The 3,602-nt window shown below is 69.5% G+C and carries 3 protein-coding genes; all 3 read left to right on the top strand.

The genetic code is table 11. The features are described from left to right. Positions 1-107 precede the first annotated feature (107 nt). Positions 108-1,514 carry a patatin-like phospholipase family protein gene (locus HMPREF3115_RS26635; protein WP_045594284.1) on the top strand — a complete coding sequence of 469 codons (1,407 nt, stop codon included), beginning with the start codon at positions 108-110 and terminating at the stop codon, positions 1,512-1,514. Positions 1,515-1,964: 450 nt separating this feature from the next. Next, positions 1,965-2,840 (top strand): ferritin-like domain-containing protein, encoded by an 876-nt coding sequence (locus tag HMPREF3115_RS26630; protein ID WP_012212630.1) that lies wholly within the window; start codon positions 1,965-1,967, stop codon positions 2,838-2,840. A 175-nt stretch (positions 2,841-3,015) separates the two neighbouring features. Beyond that, on the top strand, positions 3,016-3,498 hold the full coding sequence (rfaE2, locus tag HMPREF3115_RS26625) for a D-glycero-beta-D-manno-heptose 1-phosphate adenylyltransferase (RefSeq protein ID WP_070556797.1): 483 nt from the start codon (positions 3,016-3,018) through the stop codon (positions 3,496-3,498). Positions 3,499-3,602: the final 104 nt, after the last annotated feature.

The following is a 3,602-nucleotide window of genomic DNA, read 5'->3' as shown; positions in this document are numbered from 1 at the left end:
AGCGCGCGAAGCCGGCCGGCTCGGCGGCGGCGCGCGCGGCAGCCGCTTCGTCGCCCGAAACGCGTCCGCCGAAACGCGCGACGTGATGCGCGACTAGCAGGCCGATCATGCGACTCGCGCTCGTTCTGATGGGAGGCGGCGCGCGCGCCGCGTATCAGGTCGGCGTGCTGAAGGCACTGGCCGAGATCGCGCGCGAGGCCGATCCGCATCGGCATACGCTGCCGTTCGCGGTCGTCTGCGGATCGTCGGCCGGCGCGATCAACGCGACGTCGATCGCGAGCCACGCGGACGACTTTTCGCACGGCGTGCGGCGGTTGCTCGAGTTCTGGGAGCATCTGCGCGCCGACTACGTGTATCGCACCGACTGGCTCGGCATCGCGGCGGCCGGCGCACGCTGGCTCGCGACGATGACGTTCGGCTGGGCCGCGCGCCGCTCGCCGCGCGGGCTGCTCGACAACACGCCGCTCGCGCATCTGCTGCAGCGCGAGCTCAGCTTCCACCGGATCGAGCAGATGCTCGAAGCGCGCCTGCTGCATGCGCTCGCGGTGACGGCGCTCAGCTATTCGAGCGGCCGCCACCTGACCTTCTACCAGGCGGCCGAGCCGATCCAGGCATGGCGGCGCGCGCAGCGCACCGCGCGGCTCGTCGATCTGTCGGCGTCGCACCTGCTCGCCTCGTCGGCGATTCCGTTCGTGTTCCCCGCCGTGCCGCTCGTGCTCGACGGACAGATTGAGTACTTCGGCGACGGCTCGATCCGGCAGATCGCGCCGCTGTCTCCGGCGATCCACTTCGGCGCGCAGCGCATCGTCGTCGTCGGCGCTGCCGATCCGCGCCCGGAAATCCCCGCCGCGAACGGTGCGGGCCGCGCGCGCGGCTATCCGACGCTCGCGCAGATCGGCCAGCAGGTGCTCGCGAGCGTGTTCCTCGACTCGATCGGCTCGGACATCGAACGGATCGAGCACATCAACCGGATGATCGAGCACCTGCCGCATCAGGTCGAAGTCGACAGCGGCTGGCGGCACGTCGACGTGCTCGCGATCGCGCCGTCCGAGCGTATCGAGCTGATCGCCGCGAAGCACCTGAAGCAGATGCCGGCGACGATGCGCGGGCTGCTCGGCGCGATCGGCGGCAGCCAGCCGGCCGGTGCGTCGTTCGCGAGCTATCTGCTGTTCGAGGAGCCGTTCACGCGCGAACTGATCGAGCTCGGCTACCGCGACGGGCGCGCGCAGCGCGACACGCTTGCGGCGTGGATCGCCGCGGCGGATGGCGGCGGAATGGGGAACGGCGGCATGGCGGGCGGTGCGATGGCGGGCGGCGGCTCGATGGTCGGCGGCTCCGCGGTCGGCGGCTCGACGGTCGGCAGCTCGACGGTCGGCAGCTCGGCGGTCGGCAGCTCGGCGGCTCGCGGCGATGCGCCCTCCGACGTGCCCGCCGCCGAAACGCGCGACGCCAGCGCAACGGCGCCCGATGCCCGCGTCGGCGACGATCGTGCGGCCGGCGAAATGCGGGTCTGACACGTCACGGTTGCGGATTCGCGACGCGCTACCGCGACCGATCGCCGCACCTGCGGGCCGCTCGACGCGGTGCCCCGCGCGTCGCGGAACGGTCATGCGTGCGTGCTATCATGGCCGCCGCCGAATACACCATATCGAGCAGCCCGCCGCGCCGGCAGCCGTACGGGGAGCCCGTTCGGGCGACCGGAACGGGCGCGGGTTCGCCAGCGAGCCGGCCAGCGCCGGCCCCCCAATTCAGGCACGCGCGGCCGGTTCCGTTCGAGCGGAGCGTGGCGGCGGCGTGTACCACGGCGGCACGCGGCCGCCCGGCTGCCGGACGCGCAAGCAGCGTCCGGGAGGCCGGTTTCCCGCGTAAAATTTGAGTCTTGGCTGCACAAGGCGCGCATGCGCCCGCGCGGCATCAGTCACGTTGAAAGAAGTCGCATTGCGCAGAACAGGGGTGGGACCATCATGAACACCATGCTTTATCCGGAACTTTACCGATCGCTCGAAGCTGTCCGCTGGGACATGGAGAAAGACATTCCGTGGGACAAGTTTGACGCTTCGCTGCTCACCGACGAGCAGGCGAAGACGATCAAGATGAATGCGATCACCGAGTGGTCGGCGCTGCCGGCGACGGAAATGTTCCTGCGCGACAACCAGCACGACAGCGATTTTTCCGCGTTCATGAGCGTGTGGTTCTTCGAGGAGCAGAAGCATTCGCTCGTGCTGATGGAATACCTGCGCCGCTTCAAGCCGGAGCTCGTGCCGACCGAGGAAGAACTGCACGCGGTGCGCTTCGAGTTCGACCCGGCGCCGCCGCTCGAGACGCTGATGCTGCACTTCTGCGGCGAAATCCGTCTGAACCACTGGTATCGCTGCGCGGCCGACTGGCACACCGAGCCGGTGATCAAGCACATTTACGAGACGATCTCGCGCGACGAAGCGCGCCACGGCGGCGCGTATCTGCGCTACATGAAGAAGGCGTTGAACAATTGCGGCGACGTCGCGCGCGCGGCGTTCGCGAAGATCGGCGTGCTGATGGCGTCGGCGCGCCGCACCGAGAAGCCGCTGCACCCGACGAACCTGCACGTAAACCAGGCGCTGTTCCCGCGCGACACCGTGCAGTCCCGCCTGCCCGATCCGGAATGGCTCGAGCGCTGGCTCGACGAGCAGATCCGCTTCGACGGCGAGTGGGAGAAGAAGGTCGTCGACCGCATCCTGCACAACCTGTCGATCCTGTTCGAGCGCACGTTCGCGACCGCGCAGGAACTGAACCGTTACCGCAAGGAAGTCACGAACCGTCTGCAGTCGGAAAGCGGTTCGTCGTCCGCGCAACCGGCCTGACGGCCGTCGCGGCGCGGCGGCGGGCGCATCCGCTCGGCCCGCGCGGCGCCCGCGATCCGAAGCCCGTCCGGCCTGCCCGACGGGCTTTTTCTCAGGCATCGCGCGGGCCGATTGCGCCTGCGGCGCGCAGGACGTCCCGCTCGATCCGTTTCATCCCATCCGCCCGACTTTCATCATGCCCGCTTCCTTCGAACGCAAGCTGATCCCCCGCGACGCACTCGTCGCGCTGCGCGCATCGCTGCCGGCGCCCGTCGTCTTCACGAACGGCGTGTTCGACATCCTGCATCGCGGCCACGTCACCTATCTCGCCGATGCGAAGGCGCTCGGCGCGTGCCTGATCGTCGGCGTGAACAGCGACGCGTCGGTGCGCATGCTCGGCAAGGGCGACGACCGCCCGATCAACCGCGAAGACGACCGGATGGCGCTGCTCGCGGCGCTGGAAAGCGTCGACTGGGTCGTGAAGTTCGAGGAAAAGACGCCGGTGTCGCTAATCGAAGCGGTTCATCCGGACGTCCTCGTGAAGGGCGGCGACTACGATATGGACAAGCTGCCGGAGTCCGCGCTCGTGCGCGGCTGGGGCGGCCGCGCGCTCGCGATTCCGTTCGAGCACGATCGGTCGACGACCGCGCTGTTGAAGAAGGTGCGCGCGCAGCAGTAACGCCCGCGCGCTAGCGCGCCGACGACGCGGCCAGCGGCTCGGCCGCCACGGCCGGCGGCGCGATCGGCCCGCCGACGACCGGTTGATCGGTCGCTTGCGCGAGT

The organism is Burkholderia sp. HMSC10F09 (genome assembly GCF_001806955.1).
Lineage (GTDB): Bacteria > Pseudomonadota > Gammaproteobacteria > Burkholderiales > Burkholderiaceae > Burkholderia > Burkholderia multivorans.
Note: the sequence above shows the minus strand (reverse complement) of the source record. Positions and strands in the feature narration are given on the sequence as shown.

Coding starts and splice junctions, on each gene's coding strand:
- HMPREF3115_RS26635 (WP_045594284.1), top strand. CDS start 108: ATGCGACTCGCGCTCGTTCTGATGGGAGGCGGCGCGCGCGCCGCGTAT.
- HMPREF3115_RS26630 (WP_012212630.1), top strand. CDS start 1,965: ATGAACACCATGCTTTATCCGGAACTTTACCGATCGCTCGAAGCTGTC.
- rfaE2 (WP_070556797.1), top strand. CDS start 3,016: ATGCCCGCTTCCTTCGAACGCAAGCTGATCCCCCGCGACGCACTCGTC.